Here is a 19,494-nt window from a genome sequence, read left to right as displayed (position 1 = left end):
GCTTATGACCCACTGATCCTAGAACCAGTCCGCGAAGCTCCGATGTCAGGCCGCCAGCAGCGTGCCGCCGACGGGCGTGCGCGGCACCGCGTCGAGCAGCGTGCGCGTGTAGGGATGCTGGGCATTGCGAAAGAGCTCGCCGGGCGAGCCCTGCTCGACGATCTTGCCTTTCCACACCACGCAGACCTCGTCGCACAGATGGTTCACCACCGCGAGGTCGTGGCTGATGAGCAGGTAGCTGACACCGAACTGCTGCTGCAGGTCCTGCATGAGATTGAGCACCTGCGCCTGCACCGACACGTCGAGCGCGCTCACGGGCTCGTCGGCCACGATGAGCTTGGGCCGCGTGATGAGCGCGCGCGCGATCGCGATGCGCTGGCGCTGCCCGCCCGAGAATTCGTGCGGGTACTTGTCCATGTCGGTGGTGCGCAGGCCCACGGCGGCCAGCGCCTCGGAGGCGCGCTCGCGCTGTTCGGCGCGGCTGGTTTCGGCCAGCGCTTCGAGCGGCTCGGCGACGATGCGCGCCACGGTCTGGCGCGGATCGAGCGAGCCATACGGGTCCTGGAACACCATCTGGAAATCGCGCCGCGCCGCGCGCAGCTCGCCCTTGGGCAGCCGGTGCAGGTCGCGGCCCAGCATGCGCACGCTGCCCGAGGTGGGCGTGTCGAGCGCCATCACCAGGCGCGCGATGGTCGACTTGCCCGAGCCCGATTCACCGACGATGCCCAGGCTGCGGCCGGCCGCGACGCTGAAGCTCACGCCGTTGAGCGCCTTCACCAGCGGCGGCGGCCCGAAGAGCTTTTCGCGCGGCAGCGCGTAGTGGCGCACGAGGTCCGTCACCTCGAGCAGGGGCTGCGTGCTGGCGGGTTGGTTCATGATTCGAGCGCGCCTTCCGCCGCAATTTCCTCGAGCCGGATGCAGCGCACCGCGTGCGCGTGCCGCAGCACGGCGGGCGGCGGCCGCGTCGTGTGGCAGGCATCGACCGTGTACTTGCAGCGGCCCGCAAAGGGGCAGCCCGGCGGCAGGTCGACCAGTTCGGGCACGCTGCCCCGGATGGTGGCCAGGCGAATGCCGCGCGGCGCGCCAAGCGCCGGCCGCGCCGCAAACAGGCCCTGCGTGTAGGGATGCGCGCGCTCGGCAAACACGGTGTCGGTCGGGCCGCTCTCGACCACGCTGCCGCCGTACATCACCAGCATCTTCGAGACGCTCTGGGCGATCACGCCCAGGTCGTGCGAGATCAGGATCAGCGCCATGCCGCGCTCCGCGACCAGGCCCTGGATCAGTTCGAGGATCTGCTTCTGGATGGTGACGTCCAGCGCGGTGGTGGGCTCGTCGGCAATCAGCAGGTCGGGGCCGCAGGCCAGTGCCATGGCAATGCCGATGCGCTGGCGCTGCCCGCCCGAGAACTGGTGTGGATAGGCATCGAGCCGCGAAGCCGCATCGGGAATGCCCACGCGATCGAGCAGCGCCAGCACTTCCTTGCGCGCGTCGGCGCCCGTGAGTCCGCGGTGCAGCCGCAGCGGCTCGCCGACCTGGCGCGCAATGGTGTGCACCGGGTTCAGCGCCGTCATTGGCTCCTGGAAGATCATGCCGATGCGGTTGCCGCGGATCTGGCACATGGCCTTTTCGCCGAGGCCGACGAGCTCGGTGCCATCGAAGCGGATGCTGCCGCTGACCTTGGCGGTCGATGGCAACAGGCCCATCAGCGACATCACCGTGATCGACTTGCCGCAGCCCGATTCGCCCACGACGCCCAGCGTTTCGCCGCGCTCCAGCGTGAAGCCGATGCCGCGCACGGCCTCGGCGGGGCCGCGCTGCGTTTGCAGTTCGACGTGCAGGTCTTTGACTTCGAGCAGTGGCATATCGCTTAGCGGGCGCGCGCAAGGCGCGGGTCGAGCAGGTCGCGCAGCCCGTCGCCGAGCAGGTTGAGGCCGAGCACCGCCATGGCAATGGCCATGCCGGGAAACACCGCGAGCAGCGGCGACTGGAACATCATGGTCTGCGCCTCGCTCAGCATGCGGCCCCACGAGGGCTGCGGCGGCTGCGTGCCCAGGCCAAGGTAGGAAAGGGCGGCCTCGGCCAGGATGGCAATGGCGAAGCGGATCGTGATCTGCACGATCAGCACGGCCGAGATGTTGGGCAGCACGTGCTGCATCGTGATGGCGAACGAGCCCTTGCCGCAGGCCCGCGCGGCCGCCACGTATTCGCGCGACCAGATGGCATTGGCCGAGGCGCGCGTGATGCGTGCAAAGGTCGGGATGTTGTAGATGCCGATCGCGACGATCGCGTTGACGATGCCGGCGCCGAACACCGCCGTCATCATGATGGCCGACAGGATGGCCGGAAACGCGAGCGAGAAATCGGTGAGCCGCATGATCGCTTCCTCGACCCAGCCGCGCCGCGCCGCGGCGAGCAGGCCCAGCGCGGTGCCCACGACAAGGCCGATGCCCACCGCGATCACGCCCACCAGGATGGAGGCGCGCGCTCCCACCAGCAGCAGCGAGGCCACGTCGCGCCCGAAGGTGTCGGTGCCCAGCCAGTGCGCGCCCGAGGGCGGCTTGAGCTTGCTGGCCATGTCCATCTCGTAGGGCGACCAGGGCGTCCACACCAGCGAGAGGGCGGCGGCCAGCAGCAGGAGCAGCGTCAGCACGCCGCCGAGCACGAAGCTGCGGTGCCGGAGCGCGCGGCGCCAGAACCCGGGCACCTTGAGCGCGGCCGCGCTCGGAATGGTGGTGGTGCTCATATGTCGCTCGCCTTGATGCGCGGATCGATCACGGCATAGAGCACGTCGACCACGAAGTTCACGATGACCACCAGGGCCGCGAGCAGCATCACGCAGTTGCGCACCACGATCAGGTCGCGGTTGCTGATGGCCTGGAAGATCAGCCGGCCCAGGCCCGGCAGGTAGAACACGTTCTCCACCACGATGGTGCCGGCCAGCAGCTCGGAAAACTGCATGCCCATCACGGTGACCACCGGGATCATCGCGTTGCGCAGCACATGGGTCCAGAGCACCGCGCGCTGCGAAACGCCCTTGGCGCGCGCGGTGCGCACGAAGTCTTCGCGCATCACCTCGAGCACCGCCGAGCGCGTGATGCGCGCGAGGATCGCGGCCTGCACCACCGCCAGCGACAGGGCCGGCAGCAGCAGCGACTTGAGGCCCGCGAAGATGCCTTCGCCCCAGCCCTCGAAGCCGCCGGCCGAGAACCACTGCAGCTGCACCGAGAACACCAGGATCAGCAGGATCGCGAACCAGAAATTGGGAATGGCGATGCCCACCTGGGTGAGACCCATCAGGCCCACGTCGCCGAGCTTGTTGTGGCGCGCGGCGGCGGTCACGCCCACCAGCAGCGCAAGCACCGTGGTGAAGGCCATAGCGAGCAGCGCGAGCGGCACAGTGAGCGCCAGCCGTTCGAGGATGAGGTCGAGCACCGGCGAGCTGTAGGCGTAGCTGTCGCCCAGGTTGCCGGTCAGAAGGCCCGCGATCCAGTGCCAGTAGCGCGTCCAGGCTGGCTGGTCGAGGCCGAGCTTGGTGGCCAGCGCGGCCACCGCCTCGGGCGCGGCGTCGGGCCCCATGAGCATCTGCGCGGCATTGCCGGGCAGGATCTCGAGAACGAGGAAGACGATGACCGAGGCGCCGATCAACGTGGCGATCAGCGTGGCGAGGCGCTTGAAAATGAACAGACTCATGGGGCGGGGCGCAGCATAACCCGACTCGTGCAACAACCGTGCCTTGTTCGCGATAATCGGGGCATGGCTCTCATGATCACCGACGAATGCATCAACTGCGATGTCTGCGAGCCCGAGTGCCCGAACGATGCGATCTACATGGGCGCGGAGTTCTACGAGATCGACCCGCACAAGTGCACCGAATGCGTCGGCCACTTCGACGAGCCGCAGTGCGTGCAGGTGTGCCCGGTGGCGTGCATCCCGATCAACCCGGCCCACGTGGAAAGCCGCGAGACGCTCTGGCAGAAGTTCGAGCGGCTCGCCGCGGCCAAGGCAAAGGCCGCGGCTGCCGAGCCGCCCGCGCCCTCAGCCGGCGCTTGAACCGTTGCGCTTTTTCCTGCGGCTTCCGCCTTGCGCGGCGGCGGGCCCGTCGTCGGCCGCACCGCTGAAGCGCGGGCTCGACTTGCGGGGTTCGGCGCCGAGTTTTTGGGCGCGTGCCCGCGCGAGCTGTTCGGAAGCCGCGAGCCGGCGTTCGGCCATGGCGGCCTGCCGGGCGTCGTGCGCCGAGCGGCGGCTGCGCTCGTAGGCCTCCTTTTCCTGCGACAGGCGGATGCGTTCGAGCTGGTCGGCGCGCTGCTCGGCGCGGCGCGTGGCGGCCTCTGCGGCGCGGCGGTCCGCCTCGGTGCGCGCGTCGTCCAGCGCGAGCTGCTTGCCGCCTTCGCAGGGGCGGTCGGTGTAGGTGTTGCCGCAGCGGTAGGTCGCGGACTTTCCCTGTGCCGCAGCGGGCATCCAGAAAGTGCCGCAGGCCGCCAGAAGCAAGGCGGCAGCCGCTGCTTTCCTGGTCCTGGTTCTATTTTTCATTTCTTTTTCTCTCCCTTTTCTCTTCTCTCCCGCGCTCTCTTGGCCGGCTGACTAGGCGGTGGCGGGCGTGCCTCCGTCGCCGGGCTCCCGCCGCGGCGGTTTGGGCCGGGGCGGTTTGCTCGTGTGGATGATCAAGGTGGCCTTTTCCATTTCGCCCGCCACCAGCGCGGGCGCCGCGTGCAGCGTGCGCACGATGGCGTCCTCGATGGCTTCGCGCTGCTCCTTGAGTGGCTTCTTGAGCACCCAGTTGATGACCTCCGACTTCACGCCGGGGTGTCCGATGCCCAGGCGCAGGCGCCAGTAGTCGCCGGTGCCCAGTTGCGCATGGATGTCGCGCAGGCCGTTGTGGCCCGCGTGGCTGCCGCCGAACTTGAGCTTGGCCTGGCCGGGCACCACGTCGAGCTCGTCGTGCACCACGAGGATTTCCTCGGGCGCGATCTTGAAGAAGCGCGCGAGCGCGCCCACCGACTTGCCCGACAGGTTCATGAAGGTCTGCGGCTCCAGCAGCCAGACGCTCTGCCCGCCGATGTTCGTGCGTGCCGCAAGGCCGTGGTAGCTGCGCTCGGGCACGAGGTTGAGCTTCCAGTCGCGCGCCAGGGCGTCGATCCACCAGAAGCCGGCGTTGTGCCGGGTAGCTTCGTATTCAGGCCCCGGATTCCCGAGGCCGACAAACAGCTTGATCATGAGGGAATTATCTCGCCGCCCAAAAAGCAGAAGGCCCGCACGCGGCGGGCCTTCTGCAGGGAAGCGAGGGAAATTACTTCTTCGCGGCGGGCTTTGCCGTCTTGGCGGCAGGCTTGCCACCGGCTGCTGCTGCTGCTGCGCCTTCGGCAGGTGCTGCGCCTTCGGCGGCGGGTGCCGGCTCTTCGGAGACCAGCGGCGGCACGGCCGACACGATGACCGGGTTCAGCTTGCCGTGGCTCACGAACTTCACGCCCTTGGGCAGCTTGATGTCGTTGACGTGCAGCGTGGCGTTCTTCTTGAGGCCCGAGAGGTCCACTTCGATGAACTCGGGGAGGTCGGCCGGCAGGCAGCTGACTTCGAGTTCGGTCATGACGTGCGTCACGAGGTTGTGGTCGAGCTTGACGGCGTCGGACTCTTCTTCACCCTTGTAGTGAAGCGGCACCTTCATGTGCATGCGGGTCTTGGCGTCCACGCGCTGGAAGTCGATGTGCTGCACCAGCTGGCGGAACGGGTGGTACTGCACGTCGCGCAGCAGCACCTTGCTGGTGGCGCCGCCGAGTTCCATTTCGAGGATCGACGAGTGGAAGGCTTCCTTCTTGAGGGCGTGCCACAGCGCATTGTGATCGAGCTCGATCAGCTGGGGCTTGCCTTCACCACCGTAGACGATACCGGGCGTCTTGCCCGAGATGCGGAGACGGCGGCTCGCACCCGTGCCCTGCTTGGCGCGCTCAAAAGCGACGAATTTCATAACAACTCCTGTGAGAGTCCACCGCGACCAGTGCGACTCCGGTTCAACAAGGGCGCCATTCCAGAAAGGGAAGGTGGCGCCCGCTTTTTGCCCAGATCAGAACAGGTTGTCCTGGTCCGAGAACAAACTCATCACCGACTCGCCCTTGGCAATGCGCTGGATCGTTTCGGCGATCAGCGGTGCCACGGAGAGCTGGCGGACCTTTCCGCACGCCAGGGCGCCGTCGGAAAGGGGAATGGTGTTGGTCACGACCACTTCGTCGAGCGCGGAGTGGGTGATGCGCTCGATGGCCGGGCCCGAGAAGATCGGGTGCGTGCAATAGGCGTAGACGCTTTTCGCACCGCGCTCCTTGAGCACTTCGGCCGCCTTCACCAGCGTGCCGGCGGTGTCGATCATGTCGTCCATGATCACGCAGTTGCGGCCGTCGATTTCGCCGATCACGTTCATGACCTCGCTCACGTTGGCCTTGGGGCGGCGCTTGTCGATGATGGCGAGGTCGCAGTTCAGCTGCTTGGCCAGTGCGCGGGCGCGCACCACGCCGCCGACGTCGGGCGAGACCACGATCAGGTCTTCGTAGTTCTTCTGGCGCAGGTCGCCCAGCAGCACCGGCGACGCATAGATGTTGTCGACCGGAATGTCGAAGAAGCCCTGGATCTGGTCGGCGTGCAGGTCCATCGTGAGCACGCGCTCGACGCCCACGGTTTCGAGCAGGTTGGCCACCACCTTGGCCGAGATCGGCACGCGGCTCGAACGCGGGCGGCGGTCCTGGCGGGCATAGCCGTAGTAGGGAATCACCGCGCTGATCCGCTCGGCCGAGGCGCGCTTGAGCGCGTCGACCATGATCAGCAGTTCCATCAGGTTTTCGTTGGTCGGTGCGCAGGTCGACTGCACCACGAACACATCGCGCGCCCGGACGTTCTGGTTGATCTCGACGGTGACTTCGCCGTCGGAGAAGCGTCCAACGCGCGCGGCACCCAGCGAGGTCCCGAGGTTCTGCGCGATTTCTGCGGCAAGGCCAGGATTGGCATTGCCGGTGAAAACCATGAAATCAGGGTGATTAGCCTGCATGAGCGCGTCCCGGCAGTGCGAATTGGCTTTTAGGAAGCCGCCAAAGAGTTCGAGTCGTGGCAGCCCGAGGGCTGTCGATTATTGCAGCGGGCATGCTGCAAAAGAAGCACTGCGGCCGGTGGGCCGCAGTTTGAAAATTTGGCAGGGGAGAAAGGATTCGAACCTTTGCATGCTGGAATCAAAATCCAGTGCCTTAACCAGCTTGGCGACTCCCCTACACGGGTCGATGGCTTTCGCCACAAACCGATATGTCGCATCGGACCCATGACGGTCCGATTATCTTCAGGTCGCCCATCCCCAAAGTGGATGAACGGCCAGGTTGCTGCATTGGCGAACCTGCCAGCCCGGTGGGGCTTTTGCCAGTTCCGCTTCCTGCGGCCCTTGCGGCATTTTCGCGAAAACCGAACTTCCGGAGCCGGTCATCCGGGCTTTCAATCCTTGGGCGCCGAGCCATTCGATGGCGTCGGTGACCGCGGGGCAAAGCCGCTGGGCAACCGGCTGCAGGTCGTTGTGGCCGAAGTCGAAAACCTTGAAAGCGCTGCTTTCGGGGTTTGGGGCTTCAAGCTGTTCGCTATCTGCAGCAAAGCCCGAGATTATAGCAACAGGAGTGGCGCGTTGAAGGTCGGGCGCAGAAAAAATTAAACGGGTATCGAGTCCCTGGGGTGGCTTGGCCACCACGAACCGCGCGGAAGGGATGGCCACGGGCCTGATTTTCTCGCCGATTCCCTCGACCCAGGCATTGCGCCCGCCCAGGAAGAACGGCACGTCGGCGCCGAGTTTCACGCCGATCTCGGCCAGGCGCGAGAGCGGCAGGTCCAGCCCCCACAGGCGGTTCAGCGCCAGGAGGCAGGTGGCGGCGTCCGAGGAGCCGCCGCCCATGCCGGCCTGCGCCGGCACTTGCTTGGCGATGCCGATGTGGGCGCCCTGGCCGGGCGCCGCATGTGCCTGCAGCGCCCGTGCCGCGCGCAGCACGAGGTCGTCGGGCGGCAGTTCGGTCGTGAGGTCTTCGCGGCTGAGCTGGCCGTCGCTGCGCAGCTCGACGTGCAGCGTGTCGCACCAGTCGATCAGCATGAAGACCGACTGCAGCAGGTGGTAGCCGTCGTCGCGCCGGCCGGTGATGTGCAGGAAGAGGTTGAGCTTGGCCGGTGCGGGAAGGTCGTAGATCGCCTTCATGACCGCTCGAACACGATGCGCAGGTCCGCCGTGGGGCCGGGAGACTCGCGGGTGGCCTGCAGTCGGCCGTTCGCGACCTGCGCGAGGTCGGGCCGCCAGCCGGGTACGGGCTCGTTGCGGCCCGCGAGCCAGCCGAACAGCGCGCCGACCGGTATGGCCGCGCCGGTGGCGGCCTCGATCAGTGCGTCGACAGATTCGAAGCGCCGCACCTCGCTGCCGTTCTTGAGCAGGGCCTGGCCGGGCGACCAGTGCAGCTGGGCCAGGGTGCTGCCGATCGGGCTCGTGAGCGAGAGCTCGCCCGCTTCGGGAGAACCGCGCAATTCGAACAATGCCGAGAAGGTCTGCACCGGCTGGCTGTCGATGCGCAGCGACATGCGGCCGCTCCAGCTGTCCGTGCTCCTGGGGGCGGAGGGGCCGCCCGCCAGCTGGGCGCAGCCGGCCATCGAGAGCAGTGCGGCCGCGCCCGCGAGCAGCAGGGCGCGGCGGCCGCCATCGGCCAGCCGCGGGGCGGGCACGCTCACGGCTTGACCCGCAGGCGCTTGAGCGTTTCCTGCAGGGTCTCGTTCTCGGCGTCGCTCAGCAGGGCTTCCTTCCAGATCGTGACCGCGCGGTCCTTCTGGCCGGTGGCCCAGAGCACCTCGCCGAAATGCGCGCCGATCTCCGGATCGGGCCGGGTCTTGTAGGCCGTCTCGAGGATGCGGATGGCCTCGGTCGTGTTGCCCAGCCGGAATTCCACCCAGCCCAGGCTGTCCGCGATGAAGGGGTCTTCCGGCGCCAGCTGCACGGCCTTCTGGATCAGCGTGCGGGCCTCGTCGAGGCGGATCTTGCGATCGGCAAAGGAGTAGCCGAGCGCGTTGTAGGCGTTCTGGTTCTCGGGCTTGAGCTCGATCAGCCTGCGCAGCAGCCGCTCCATCTCGTCGAGGCGGTTGAGCTTTTCGGCCACCATGGCCTGGTCGTAGACCAGGTCGCTGTCGTTCGGGGCGGCGGCGGAGGCCTGCGCCAGCATGTCGTAGGCCGCCTGGTACTGCTTGGCATCGCGCAGCAGCTGCACTTCGGCGAGGAATTTCTGCTTCTTGTCCTCGGGCGCACGCTCGGGCAGGCCGCGCACGAGTTCGCGCGCCTGCGGCAGCTTGCCCTGGCGCGCCAGCAGGCCCGCGCGGCGCGTCTGCGCGACCACGAGCTCGTCGGTGCCGTCGACGCGTGCGAGCCAGCGCTCCGCGGCCGTGAAGTCCTTGCGGCGCTCCGCCAGCTGCGAGAGCACGAGGTAGGCCTGGGTGGTGCCGCGCTGGCGGTCGTCCGGGTCCTTCTGGTTGGCCGCCAAGTCGATGTAGCGCTTGAGCGAGGTTTCGGCTGCCGCGTCCTGCCGGGCCTGCGCCTGCAGGCTGCCAAGCAGCAGCCAGGGCTCGGCCAGTTCGGGGCGCGCCGCGGTGAGCGCCTGCAGCTGCACGGTGGAATCCGCATAGCGGCGGTTCTCGACCAGCACGCGCGCGTAGGCGATGCGCAGGTCGGGCGGCGCCTTCGGGTTGTTGGCCAGGTAGCGCGTGACGATCGGCTCCGCGAGCGGCTGGCCGGGGTCGATCATCTCGAGCGCAAGTGCGGCCGGAGCATCGGAGGCGGGGTCCATCTGCTGGCCCTTGAACGCGGCGTCCAGTGCGCCCGAGGTGTCGCCGGCATTCAGGCGCATGCGGCCGATGGTGGCCCAGGCCAGCGCGCCGGTGGCCGGGCTCTTGAGTTCGTCGGCCAGCGCCTGCTCGACCACCGAGGCGGCCTGCTTCTTGTCTGAGGCGCGCGAGTAGTTGCGCGCGATCACCGCCATCAGCAGCGGCTTCTCGATCTGCGGCGTGGCCGCGATCTCGACCCGCAGCGGCTCCACCGTTTCGCCGATGCGGTTGAGCGCGATCAGTATCTGCAGCTCGATGCGCCGTGCATCACGCGAGTTGGGCAGCGTTTCCTGCCATGCGCGCGAGGCCGCGAGCGCCGCGTCGCCGGAGCGCGACTGCAGCGCGATCTCGACCGCGCGCTGGAACAGCTTGCCGTCGCGCAGCCGCCGGGCTGCATCGAGCACCAGCGCATAACCCGATCCGGGATCGCCGGAGCGCGCGGTCATCTCGCCCATCAGGATTTCGTAGAACAGCTCGGCCGTCAGCGCGGAGCGCTGGGCCTCGGGGTCGCCGGCCGGCTTCGCGGCGGCTGCGGCAGCGGCCGGCGCCGGCTTGGTGCCGGGGCGGGAGGGTGCCGGCCGTTCGATGATGGGTGCCGGGCTCCTGGGCGCGGCGGGATCGGAGCTTTGCGCATGCGCGGCGCAAGCCAGCAACACGACGAAAGACGCGGCCGCCGCAAGGCGGTGTCGGCGGAGCGATGGAATCATCGAACCATAATAATCCAAGCTTTTGAGCGAGCACCGCGTGGGGCTTCGTCGCAGCCCGGAGTTTTTATTTCATGCCAGAGCTTCCCGAAGTCGAAGTGACGCGGCGCGGTTTTGCCGAACGCATTGCCGGTGCACGCATCGATGCGGTTCGCATCGGCAAACCCTTGCGCTGGGCACTCATGGTGATGCCCGAGGCGCTGGTCGGTCGCCGCGTGCTGCAGGTACGCCGGCGCGGAAAGTACCTGCTGATCGACCTGGACCGCGGCCTGCTGCTGCTGCACCTGGGCATGTCGGGCAGCCTGCGCTTCGATGCGGCGCTGCCCGCGCCGGGCGTTCACGACCACTTCGATCTGGTGACCGAACTCGGCACGCTGCGGCTGAACGATCCGCGCCGCTTCGGCGCCGTGGTCTACGTGGAGGACGAAGCCGCGCCCTGGGCCATCAAGCTGCTCGGCGGCCTCGGCATGGAGCCGCTGGGCGACGGCTTCGACCTGGACGCGTTCCACGCCGGCCTTCGCAAGCGCAAGGCCGCGGTGAAGCAGGTGCTGCTCGCGGGCGACGTGGTGGTCGGCGTTGGAAACATCTATGCGTCGGAGGCCTTGTTCCTGGCCGGCATCCGGCCCACGCTTTCGGCTGCGCGCATCAGCCGGCCGAGGGCAGCCCGGCTCCATGCGGCCGTGCGCGAAATCCTGGCCCGGGCGGTCGAGAAGGGCGGCAGCACGCTGCGCGACTTTTCCAACGTGGATGGGCAGAACGGCTATTTCCAGCTCGAAGCCACGGTCTACGGACGGGCCGGCGAGCCCTGTCGGGTCTGCGCAACGCCGATCCGGCTGCTGCGCCAAGGGCAGCGTTCCACTTACTATTGCCCCAATTGTCAAAAATAGTGTCTTAGCCGCCGGGTTGGCATATCCTGCAATCGCCTGCTTCCCAGTTTGCAATGCTATATTTGTAAGTTCTTTCTTACATATTCCCCTTGAGTCGCTCTTTCAATCAACAACTCGATCAGCACGGTGCCTGGCGGAGCAATTTCGCGCACCGCCTGCAGTGGCTGTCCCGCTGGCTGACCGAGAACGAGCTGCTCGATCAGGCAGTGGCCGAGCGCCTGCGCGGCCTCGAGCTGCAGATCCGCACCAGCAAGGTCATGGTGGCCTTCGTGGCGGAGTTCTCGCGCGGCAAGTCGGAGCTCATCAACGCAATCTTCTTTGCCGCCTACGGTCGCCGCATCATGCCGGCCAGCGCCGGGCGCACCACGATGTGCCCGACCGAGCTGGGCTACGACGCCGCGCTGTCGCCCAAGCTGCGGCTGCTGCCGATCGAGACCCGCCTGGAACCCCATTCGCTCACGCACTGGCGCGAAAAGGCCGGGCGCTGGACCGAAATTGCGATCGACGTGGCCGATGCCGACCAGCTGGCGCAGGCCATGAGCAAGGTGGCCGAAGTGCGCTGGGTCAGCAAGGACGAGGCGCACGCGCTGGGCTTCTGGAACGAGGAGACGCCCGACGACAACCCCGTGCAGGACGCCGAAGGCCGGGTCGAGATTCCGCGCTGGCGCCATGCCATCCTGAACATGCCGCATCCGCTGCTGGAGCAGGGGCTGGTGATCCTCGATACCCCGGGCCTGAACGCCATCGGCGCCGAGCCCGAGCTCACGGTGAGCCTGATCCCGCAGGCGCATGCCGTGGTCTTCATCCTGGGCGCAGAAACGGGCGTGACGCGTTCAGATCTGTCGATCTGGCGCGAGCACCTGGTCACCGAAAGCGAAGGCAGCGACACGCGCTTCGTGGTGCTCAACAAGATCGACACCATGTGGGACTCGCTGAGCACGCCCGCGCAGATCGAGCTCCAGATCGAACGCCAGCGCGAGGTTGCGGCCAAGTTCCTCGAGGTGCCGCTGGTGCAGGTGCTGCCGGTGTCGGCGCAGAAGGGCCTGCAGGCAAAGATCCAGCGCGATGCGCGGCTGCTCGACGCCAGCCGGCTGCCGGCTTTCGAGGCACTGCTCGCCGAAGGCGTGCTCGGCAAGCGCGAAACCATGCTGCGGCTCGCGGTGGACGCCGGCATGGTCGCGTTGCGCACCGAGGCCGAGCGCATCCTGAAAGTGCGCCAGCGCGACCTGTCGGAGCAGGCGCTCGAGCTGCAGGGATTGCGCGGCAAGAACGTGTCGGTCATTCGGCACATGCGCGCGCGCATCGACCAGGAACAGACCGAGTTCGAGGGCAGCAACACGCGCATCCTCGCGCTGCGTTCGGTGCAGGGCAAGCTGCTGCGCGAGGTGTATGCCGTGCTCGGCCGCACCGCGCTCAAGGAAGACATGGTGCGGCTTTCGGCCGCGCTCAAGCGCCCGGGCGTCAAGTTCAACGTGCGCAAGGTGTACGGCGAAACCTTCGACTCGCTGCGCAACAACCTGCGCGAAGTGCAGGCCACGACGGCCGAGATCCAGTCGATGCTGCACGCCACCTTCCGCCAGCTCAACGCGGAGCAGGGCTTCACCTTGCAGGCGCCCGCCGAGCCCGACCTGACGAGCTTCGAGCAGGAGCTCAGCCAGATCGAGCGCAGCCACATCCACTACCTGGGCGTGGGCAACCTGCTGAAGCTCGCACAGGCGGACTTCTGCGACAAGCTGGTGCGCGCGCTCGCAAGCCGCCTGCGGCTGGTCAACGAAGCGGCCATGACCGAGGTCGAGCGCTGGAGCAAGGGCGCCAGCGCCCAGATCGATGCGCAGCTGAAGGAGCGCCGCCGCAATTTCAGCAAGCGCATCGAAGCGATCGAGCGCATCCAGAATGCGGCAGGCAACCTCGACGAACGCCTGCTCGAGCTGGCCCAGCAAGAGAGCAGCCTGGCCGAGCTGCAGCTTCGGCTCCATGAATTCACCTCGGCCATCGCGCAACAGGGAAGGCCGGCAGCAGCCGCTGCCGCCGTCGGCGAGCTGCGTGCGGCGGCCTGATCGTCCGGTGCCGGCTGCGGCCGTGGAGCCGCAGGCGCCGGCCGATTTTGCCGAGCGCGTCGTGGCCTGGCAGCGCAGCCACGGGCGCAGCGCGCTGCCGTGGCAGAACACGCGGGATCCCTACCGCGTGTGGCTGTCGGAGGTCATGCTCCAGCAGACGCAGGTCTCGACCGTGCTCGGGTACTTCGCGCGCTTTCTCGAACGCTTTCCGACCGTGCGGGCGCTGGCCGACGGCACCGAGGACGAGGTCTTCGGGCTCTGGAGCGGCCTGGGCTACTACAGCCGCGCCCGCAACATGCACCGCTGCGCGCAGGAGGTGGTGGCGCGCTTCGGCGGCGAGTTTCCGCGCACGGCTGCCGAGCTCGAGACCCTGCCTGGCATCGGCCGCTCCACCTCCGCGGCGATCGCGGCCTTCTGCTTCGGAGAGCGGGTCGCGATTCTCGACGGCAACGTCAAGCGCGTGCTGACGCGCGTGCTCGGCTTTGGCGGCGACATGTCCTCGTCGGCGCAGGAACGCGCACTGTGGGACCGGGCCACGCAGCTGCTGCCGCCGGCCGAGCAGAAGGAGGCCATCGCGAGCTACACGCAAGGCGTGATGGACCTGGGCGCCACGGTCTGCCTGCCGCGCAAGCCGAGCTGCATGATCTGTCCGCTGAACAAGGCATGCGTGGGGCTGCGCGAAGGCCAGCCGGAGCGCTATCCGGTCAAGACGCGCAAGCTCAAGCGCAGCGCCCAGTCGCTCTGGGCGCTGCTCGCGCGCGATGCGCAAGGCCGCGTCTGGCTCGAGAAGCGGCCGGCCAAGGGCATCTGGGCCGGGCTCTACTGCCTGCCCGTGTTCGATAGCCGAGAAGAGTTGCTGGCCGCGCTGCCGCCGGCGGCGCTGGCCGGCGCACAGGACCTGCCGCCTTTCGTGCATGTGCTGACCCACAAGGACCTGCACCTGCACCCGGTGCTGCTCCAGGGCAGCCAGCCCAAAGGCGATGCGGCGCGCTGGGTGGATGCGCAGGAGTGGGGCCGGCTGGGATTGCCGGCGCCGATGCGCAAGCTGCTCGAGAGCAGCAGCGCGGGCTAGCCGGACGGAGCGAACTCAGCCTGCGTCGAGCTCGCGGTGCCGCTTGAGCGCGACCCAGCGCGTTCCGAACGCGCGCGCGAGCTGCTCGACCAGGAACACCGAGCGGTGCTGGCCGCCCGTGCAGCCGATGGCCACGGTCACGTAGCTGCGATGGTCCCGCGCCAGCGCGTCGAGCCAGCGCGAGAGGAACTGCTCGATGTCGTCGTACATGCGCGCAACGTCGTCGTGCTCGCGCAGCCATTCGACCACCGGCGCATCGCGGCCCGTGAGCGGCCGCAGCGCGGGCACGTAGTGCGGATTGGGCAGCATGCGCACATCGAACACGTAGTCGGCATCCAGCGGCACGCCGCGCTTGAAGGCGAAGGATTCGAACACCAGCGTCAATGCGCTGCTCTGGGGCGCCGAGATCAGCGCCTTGATGTAGCTCTGCAGCTGGGCCGGCCGGATGAGGCTGGTGTCGATCACGTCGGCGCCGTCGCGCAGGTCGGCCAGCAGCTCGCGCTCGAGCTCGATGGCCTGCACCAGCACGCGCTCCTGTTCGGGCACGTCGTTGCGGCCCTCCTGGCGCGACAGCGGATGGCGCCGGCGGGTTTCCGAATAGCGCCGCAGCAGCGCGTCGGTGGTCGCGTCGAGGAAAAGCGAGCGCAGCGAAACGCCGTCCTGCCGCAGGGCTTCGAGCTGCTGCGGAACGATTGGCAGCGACACGCCGCTGCGCACGTCCATCGCAATGGCCACGCGCGTGGCCTGCTGCTCGTGCTGCAGCGCGATGAAGGCCGTCAGCAGTTCGGGCGGCAGGTTGTCGACGCAGTAGTAGCCGGCGTCTTCCAGCGCATGCAGCGCCACCGACTTGCCCGAACCCGACATGCCGGTGATGAGCACCAGGTCGAGGTCCATCACAGCGCCGCCGAAGTCTTGTGGCCCAGCATTTCGCGGGCATGCGCCAGCGAGGTCTGCGAAAGCTTCTCGCCGCCGAGCATGCGCGCGATTTCGCGGGCGCGGGTGTCGTCGTCGAGCCGCGAGACGCCGCTTTCGGTGCGCGGGCCGTCCTGGCCGGCTGCCGCCGTCTGGCGCTTGGCCACCACCAGGTGGTGGTCGGCGCAGGCGGCAACCTGCGGCAGGTGGGTGACCGCCAGCACCTGGCGATCGCGCCCGAGCTGCTTCATGAGCCGGCCCACGGTCTCGGCCACGGCCCCGCCGACGCCGGCATCGACCTCGTCGAAGATCAGCGTCTGCGCGGCGCCGAGCTGGCTGGTGGTGACCGCAATGGCCAGTGCGATGCGCGAGAGCTCGCCGCCCGAAGCCACCTTGCCGATGGGGCGCGGCGTGCTTCCGGGATGGCCGCTCACGAGAAAGGCCACGTCTTCGAGACCCGCGCGGCCCGGCTGCGCCAGCGGCAGCAGCTCGACCTCGAAGCGCCCGCCCTGCATGCCGAGCCCCTGCATCGCCTGCGTGACCGCCTCCGCCAGCCGCGGGGCGGCCAGCTTGCGGGCCTTGGCGAGCGCCTTGGCTTCCTTCAGGTAGGCCTGCTGCGCGCCTTGCTCGGCGCGCTCCAGGCCTGCGAGATCGCTCTGCGCATCGAGCGCCTGCAGCTCGGCCTGCCAGCTGGCCAGGAGCGCCGGCAGGTCGTCCGGCGTGCGCTTGTAGCGGCGCGCGAGCGACATCCACAGCCCCATGCGCTCGTCGAGTTCGGCCAGTTGCTTCGGATCGGCCTCGGCGTCGCGCAGGTAGCTGTGCAGCGTGTGGGCGGCATCGGAAGCCTGGGCGACGCTGGAGGCCAGCACTTCGCCGAGGGCGCGGAATTCAGGCTCGATGTGCTCGCAGTTCTGCAGCAGCGCGACGGCGCGCGACAGCGCGGCGAGCGCGCCGCTGTCGTCGTCTTCGAGCGCCTGGCTCGCGCCCTGCGCCGCATCGATGAGTGCCTGCGCATTGGAGACTCGCGCGTGCTGGGTGGAAAGCTCTTCCCACTCGCCTTCGGCCGGCGCCAGCTTCATGACCTCGGCGATCTGCCATTGCAGCCGCTCGCGTTCGCGCAGCAGCGAATCTTGTGCCGAGCGCGCGTGGTCGAGCGCGGAAAGCGCCTGGCGCCAGCTCTGCCAGGCTGCGTCCAGCGCATCGGTGCGCACGCCGGCATAGGCGTCGAGCAGGCCGCGCACGGCCTCGGGGCGCGTCAGGCTCTGCCATGCGTGCTGGCCGTGGATGTCGAGCAGGCGGTCGCCGAGTTCGCGCAGCTGGGTGGCGGTGGCCGGGCTGCCGTTGATCCAGCCGCGGCTGCGGCCCTGCAGGTCGACGGTGCGGCGCAGCAGCAGGGCGTCGCCGTTTTCGAAGCCGCCCTCGTCGAGCCAGGCCGCGAGTGCCGGGTCGGCATCGAATTCGGCGCTGACGTCGAGCCGTTCGGCGCCTTCGCGCACCGCGCCCGCGTCGGCCCGGTTGCCGAGCGCCAGCTGCAGCGCATCGATCAGTATCGATTTGCCCGCGCCGGTCTCGCCGGTCAATACCGTGAAGCCTGCCGACAGGTCGAGTTCGAGTGATCGCACGATCACGAAGTCGCGCAATGCGATGCGTCGCAGCGCCATTTCAGGAGCCCCCTTCGTTCCAGTGAAGTTTCTTGCGCAGCGTGTCGAAATAGCTCCAGCCGCGCGGGTGCAGGAAGCGCACGCGGAAGTCGGAGCGGCGCACCACCACGCGATCGCCGATCGCGAGCGAGGCCAGCGACTGCATGTCGAAATTGGCGCTGGCGTCGCGCCCCGCCACCAGTTCGATCACGATCTCGTCGGCGTCGGGCAGCAGCACGGGGCGGTTCGACAGCGTGTGCGGCGCAATGGGCACCAGCACCCAGCCCGGCACCGCCGGATGCAGCAGCGGCCCGCCGGCCGAGAGCGCATAGGCCGTCGAACCCGTGGGCGAAGCGATGATCAGGCCGTCGGCGCGCTGGTTGGCCACGAAATGCCGGCCCACCGAAACGCGCAGCTCGACCATGCCCGAGGTGGCGCCGCGGTTGACCACCACGTCGTTCATTGCCAGCGCGTCGAAGACCGAGGCGCCGTCGCGCATGACCTGCGCATGCATGAGGCTGCGGTGGTCTTCCTCGTATTCGCCGGCCAGCATGGGAATCAGCGTGGCCTGGTAGTTGTCCAGCGGAATGTCGGTGATGAAACCGAGCCGGCCGCGGTTGATGCCGATCAGCGGAATGCCGTAGCAGGCGAGCTGCCGGCCGATGCCCAGCATGGTTCCGTCGCCTCCCACCACCAGGCCCAGATCGCAGCGCTGGCCGATTTCCTCGACGCTCAGTGGCTGGTAGCGGCCGCCGACGCTGGCGTCCGCATCGGCCTCCTCGGCCGCCGATTTTTCGACAAAGACCTCGCACCCTTGCGATTCCAGGAAGGCGCCGATATCTTCCATCACGCCGTCGCGGGCATCGGCCTGCGCCCGGGCGCCTGAAGCCTGGTATTTGCCGATCAGCGCGACGTGACGAAAGCGGGAAGTCATCTACAAATTACAACACTAAAATCTTGCAATGCTGGACGACCGTGCCAAGTTGCTCCTCAAGACGCTGGTCGAGCGTTATATCGCCGAAGGCCAACCGGTCGGGTCGCGGACTTTGTCGCGCGCCCCGGGCCTTGACCTGTCTCCCGCGACCATCCGAAACGTCATGTCAGACCTCGAGGGTTTGGGGCTGATCACCAGCCCGCACACCTCGGCCGGACGCATTCCCACCGCGCGCGGCTACCGGCTGTTCGTCGACACCATGCTCACCGCCCAGCGCGAGCACATGAACGCGCCGAGCCACCTGCCCCCTGACCAGCCGCAGAAGGTGATTGCCAACGCGGCCAACCTGCTGTCCAACCTGTCGCAGTTCGTCGGCGTGGTCATGACGCCGCGGCGCGCCTCGGTCTTCAAGCAGATCGAGTTCCTGCGGCTCTCGGACCGGCGGCTGCTGGTGATCATCGTCTCGCCCGACGGCGACGTGCAGAACCGCGTGATCTTTCCGGAAGCCGATTACACGCAGTCGCAGCTGGTGGAAGCATCGAACTACATCAATGCCCACTACGCGGGCCTGACCATCGAGCAGGTGCGCGACCGCCTGCAGTCCGAGGTCGAAAAACTGCGCGGCGAAATTGCCGCGCTGATGCAGGCGGCGGTCAAGGTCAGTTCCGAGGTGCTCACCGAGGCGCAGGAAGACGACGTGGTGATCTCCGGCGAGCGCAACCTGCTTTCCGTCACCGATTTTTCGAGCGACATGGGGCAGCTGCGCCGTGCCTTCGAGCTCTTCGAGCAGAAGGCGCAGCTGATGCGGCTGCTCGACGTGTCGAGCAAGGCAGAGGGCGTGCGCATCTTCATCGGCGGCGAAAGCCAGGTGGTGCCGATCGAGGAGCTTTCCATCGTCAGCGCCAACTATGAAGTCGACGGGCAGGTGGTGGGCACGCTGGGCGTGATCGGCCCGACCCGCATGCCGTACGAGCGCATGATCCAGATCGTGGACATCACCTCGCGGCTGGTCAGCAATGCGCTGAGCCACCGCAAGTGAGCGACGCCGCGAATAGAATCGTGGCCTCTCGTGGGCCGTTAGCTCAGTTGGTTAGAGCAGCGGACTCATAATCCGTTGGTCGATGGTTCAAGCCCATCACGGCCTACCAATTGCATTCATTTCTGAGCTTGGTCCGCCAGGGGCCAAAAATGGATGCTATAATCGATAGCTGTGCGGCTGTAGCTCAGTTGGATAGAGTACTTGGCTACGAACCAAGGGGTCGTGGGTTCAATTCCTGCCAGCCGCACCACTCTTTGAAGGGTTAGGACATTACGTGTCCTAACCCTTTTTCTTTTGCGCGGCTCTCTGCGGAATATTTTTCCGTTCAACGAGATCACGGGCAATGTTCCCGCTCCGGGGCTCCATTCGATGCGATCGATCCTGC

General features: G+C 67.7%; 19 protein-coding genes and 3 tRNA genes. 7 read left to right on the top strand and 15 right to left on the bottom strand.

Annotation, left to right across the window (positions count from 1 at the left end; all coding sequences use genetic code 11):
* Window positions 1–45: 45 nt before the first annotated feature.
* From AC1DMS_RS20425 to AC1DMS_RS20410, 4 genes are read right to left on the bottom strand one after another with little or no spacing between them, the layout of a single operon-like run.
* Entirely contained in the window at window positions 46–876 is an 831-nt protein-coding gene (locus AC1DMS_RS20425) for an ATP-binding cassette domain-containing protein (RefSeq protein ID WP_062365543.1), read from the bottom strand.
* On the bottom strand, window positions 873–1,862 hold the full coding sequence (locus AC1DMS_RS20420) for an ABC transporter ATP-binding protein (protein ID WP_062365544.1): 990 nt from the start codon (window positions 1,860–1,862) through the stop codon (window positions 873–875). Before AC1DMS_RS20420 ends, AC1DMS_RS20425 begins: the two co-directional genes overlap by 4 nt.
* A gap of 5 nt (window positions 1,863–1,867) precedes the next feature.
* Complete coding sequence (locus tag AC1DMS_RS20415; protein ID WP_062365545.1) at window positions 1,868–2,743, bottom strand: ABC transporter permease; 876 nt, start codon at window positions 2,741–2,743, stop codon at window positions 1,868–1,870.
* Window positions 2,740–3,690 carry an ABC transporter permease gene (locus AC1DMS_RS20410; protein WP_015867120.1) on the bottom strand — a complete coding sequence of 317 codons (951 nt, stop codon included), beginning with the start codon at window positions 3,688–3,690 and terminating at the stop codon, window positions 2,740–2,742. Before AC1DMS_RS20410 ends, AC1DMS_RS20415 begins: the two co-directional genes overlap by 4 nt.
* A 63-nt stretch (window positions 3,691–3,753) precedes the next feature.
* Between AC1DMS_RS20410 and AC1DMS_RS20405 the strand changes: the two genes are divergently transcribed.
* A complete protein-coding gene (locus AC1DMS_RS20405; protein ID WP_028256292.1) occupies window positions 3,754–4,050 on the top strand; it encodes a YfhL family 4Fe-4S dicluster ferredoxin in 297 nt (98 codons plus the stop codon).
* On the opposite strand, the gene AC1DMS_RS20400 is transcribed toward AC1DMS_RS20405, so the two are convergent.
* From AC1DMS_RS20400 to AC1DMS_RS20365, 8 genes are all read right to left on the bottom strand, one after another.
* Window positions 4,036–4,530 carry a hypothetical protein gene (locus AC1DMS_RS20400; RefSeq protein WP_026284248.1) on the bottom strand — a complete coding sequence of 165 codons (495 nt, stop codon included), beginning with the start codon at window positions 4,528–4,530 and terminating at the stop codon, window positions 4,036–4,038. The two genes, AC1DMS_RS20405 and AC1DMS_RS20400, sit on opposite strands and share 15 nt — an antisense overlap.
* Window positions 4,531–4,581: 51 nt before the next feature.
* The gene (pth, locus tag AC1DMS_RS20395; RefSeq protein ID WP_015867117.1) at window positions 4,582–5,214 is read right to left on the bottom strand and encodes an aminoacyl-tRNA hydrolase; all 633 of its coding nucleotides are present in this window, start codon (window positions 5,212–5,214) and stop codon (window positions 4,582–4,584) included.
* A gap of 73 nt (window positions 5,215–5,287) precedes the next feature.
* Window positions 5,288–5,962, bottom strand: a complete 675-nt coding sequence (locus AC1DMS_RS20390) for a 50S ribosomal protein L25/general stress protein Ctc (RefSeq protein WP_015867116.1) — start codon at window positions 5,960–5,962, stop codon at window positions 5,288–5,290.
* A 96-nt stretch (window positions 5,963–6,058) separates the two neighbouring features.
* A complete protein-coding gene (locus AC1DMS_RS20385; RefSeq protein ID WP_015867115.1) occupies window positions 6,059–7,030 on the bottom strand; it encodes a ribose-phosphate pyrophosphokinase in 972 nt (323 codons plus the stop codon).
* A gap of 139 nt (window positions 7,031–7,169) precedes the next feature.
* Window positions 7,170–7,246 (bottom strand) — tRNA-Gln (locus AC1DMS_RS20380).
* 66 nt (window positions 7,247–7,312) lie between these two features.
* Complete coding sequence (gene ispE / locus AC1DMS_RS20375; RefSeq protein WP_436311576.1) at window positions 7,313–8,203, bottom strand: 4-(cytidine 5'-diphospho)-2-C-methyl-D-erythritol kinase; 891 nt, start codon at window positions 8,201–8,203, stop codon at window positions 7,313–7,315.
* Window positions 8,200–8,724, bottom strand: a complete 525-nt coding sequence (locus tag AC1DMS_RS20370) for a lipoprotein insertase outer membrane protein LolB (protein WP_062365547.1) — start codon at window positions 8,722–8,724, stop codon at window positions 8,200–8,202. The genes ispE and AC1DMS_RS20370 overlap by 4 nt, the downstream gene beginning before the upstream one ends.
* Window positions 8,721–10,571 (bottom strand): tetratricopeptide repeat protein, encoded by a 1,851-nt coding sequence (locus AC1DMS_RS20365; protein ID WP_478181700.1) that lies wholly within the window; start codon window positions 10,569–10,571, stop codon window positions 8,721–8,723. The genes AC1DMS_RS20370 and AC1DMS_RS20365 overlap by 4 nt, the downstream gene beginning before the upstream one ends.
* 71 nt (window positions 10,572–10,642) lie before the next feature.
* Here AC1DMS_RS20365 and mutM point away from each other — a divergent pair, with 71 nt between their 5' ends.
* The 3 genes from mutM to mutY all read left to right on the top strand — a co-directional run bounded on the left by mutM (window position 10,643) and on the right by mutY (window position 14,584).
* On the top strand, window positions 10,643–11,455 hold the full coding sequence (mutM, locus tag AC1DMS_RS20360; RefSeq protein ID WP_062365549.1) for a bifunctional DNA-formamidopyrimidine glycosylase/DNA-(apurinic or apyrimidinic site) lyase: 813 nt from the start codon (window positions 10,643–10,645) through the stop codon (window positions 11,453–11,455).
* A gap of 89 nt (window positions 11,456–11,544) precedes the next feature.
* Window positions 11,545–13,512 carry a dynamin family protein gene (locus tag AC1DMS_RS20355; RefSeq protein WP_062365550.1) on the top strand — a complete coding sequence of 656 codons (1,968 nt, stop codon included), beginning with the start codon at window positions 11,545–11,547 and terminating at the stop codon, window positions 13,510–13,512.
* Between the two features lie 7 nt (window positions 13,513–13,519).
* The gene (gene mutY / locus AC1DMS_RS20350) at window positions 13,520–14,584 is read left to right on the top strand and encodes an A/G-specific adenine glycosylase (protein ID WP_062365551.1); all 1,065 of its coding nucleotides are present in this window, start codon (window positions 13,520–13,522) and stop codon (window positions 14,582–14,584) included.
* A gap of 15 nt (window positions 14,585–14,599) precedes the next feature.
* Here mutY and rapZ read toward each other — a convergent pair whose 3' ends face one another.
* The 3 genes from rapZ to AC1DMS_RS20335 are packed head-to-tail and all read right to left on the bottom strand — an operon-like array spanning window position 14,600 to window position 18,070.
* Entirely contained in the window at window positions 14,600–15,478 is an 879-nt protein-coding gene (gene rapZ, locus AC1DMS_RS20345) for an RNase adapter RapZ (RefSeq protein ID WP_015867108.1), read from the bottom strand.
* Window positions 15,478–17,157 carry a DNA repair protein RecN gene (gene recN, locus AC1DMS_RS20340; protein WP_027730950.1) on the bottom strand — a complete coding sequence of 560 codons (1,680 nt, stop codon included), beginning with the start codon at window positions 17,155–17,157 and terminating at the stop codon, window positions 15,478–15,480. The genes rapZ and recN overlap by 1 nt, the downstream gene beginning before the upstream one ends.
* A 1-nt stretch (window position 17,158) precedes the next feature.
* Window positions 17,159–18,070 carry an NAD kinase gene (locus tag AC1DMS_RS20335; protein WP_018906749.1) on the bottom strand — a complete coding sequence of 304 codons (912 nt, stop codon included), beginning with the start codon at window positions 18,068–18,070 and terminating at the stop codon, window positions 17,159–17,161.
* Window positions 18,071–18,098: 28 nt separating this feature from the next.
* Between AC1DMS_RS20335 and hrcA the strand changes: the two genes are divergently transcribed.
* The 3 genes from hrcA to AC1DMS_RS20320 all read left to right on the top strand — a co-directional run bounded on the left by hrcA (window position 18,099) and on the right by AC1DMS_RS20320 (window position 19,359).
* Window positions 18,099–19,109, top strand: a complete 1,011-nt coding sequence (gene hrcA / locus AC1DMS_RS20330; RefSeq protein WP_015867105.1) for a heat-inducible transcriptional repressor HrcA — start codon at window positions 18,099–18,101, stop codon at window positions 19,107–19,109.
* 32 nt (window positions 19,110–19,141) lie between these two features.
* Window positions 19,142–19,218, top strand: a tRNA-Ile gene (locus AC1DMS_RS20325).
* 64 nt (window positions 19,219–19,282) lie between these two features.
* Window positions 19,283–19,359: transfer RNA gene (locus AC1DMS_RS20320), tRNA-Arg, on the top strand.
* Window positions 19,360–19,494: the final 135 nt, after the last annotated feature.

Source organism: Variovorax sp. 05T418, from assembly GCF_056396385.1.
This window is presented reverse-complemented; position numbering and strand designations above follow the sequence as displayed.